Source organism: Massilia agri, from assembly GCF_024753255.1.
Lineage (GTDB): Bacteria > Pseudomonadota > Gammaproteobacteria > Burkholderiales > Burkholderiaceae_D > Telluria > Telluria agri.
This window is the reverse complement of record NZ_JANUHA010000060.1, coordinates 1-413: the sequence shown is the minus strand read 5'-3', so window position 1 is coordinate 413 and position 413 is coordinate 1. Positions and strand designations below refer to the sequence as shown.

The 413-nt window shown below is 70.2% G+C and carries 1 protein-coding gene; it reads right to left on the bottom strand.

Annotation, left to right across the window (positions count from 1 at the left end; all coding sequences use genetic code 11):
- Window positions 1-413, bottom strand: a 413-nt coding sequence (locus tag NX780_RS25130) for an IS1595 family transposase (RefSeq protein WP_258830620.1), incomplete at both ends; no start/stop codon positions are given.

The window sequence follows — 413 nt, the reverse complement described above, 5'->3', positions numbered from 1 at the left end:
AGCCCGGACATTGACGGGCTCGTGCGTGATCCCGGCGTCGGCGGCAAACCGGACATAAGCTGCGGCGCCATCGCTGATGAGCAGCCCGTCGTGGGCCAGCACCGGCCGCAGGCAGCTGCGTAGTTGCGGCGCGGTCACGGGACCCCGTCCCGTATGAAAATCCAGCGTCGCGCCACTGCGGTCACGCGCCACCAGCAGGCAATCATGCTCGCGGTTGATGCCGCGCCGACGGGCAGCGCCACCGCGCTTTCTCGGCGGGCGCGTCAGGCTGCGCGATCCCTTCTGCGATTCCAGCCGGTAGGTTTCGTCGGCCTCGACGATTGCCGACAGGATAGCCGGGCGGTGGCGCGCAGCGCCGGGTGCGAACCGGTGGCGCCAGCGAAAGCTGGTGGTGCGATGCACGCCGGTGGCGA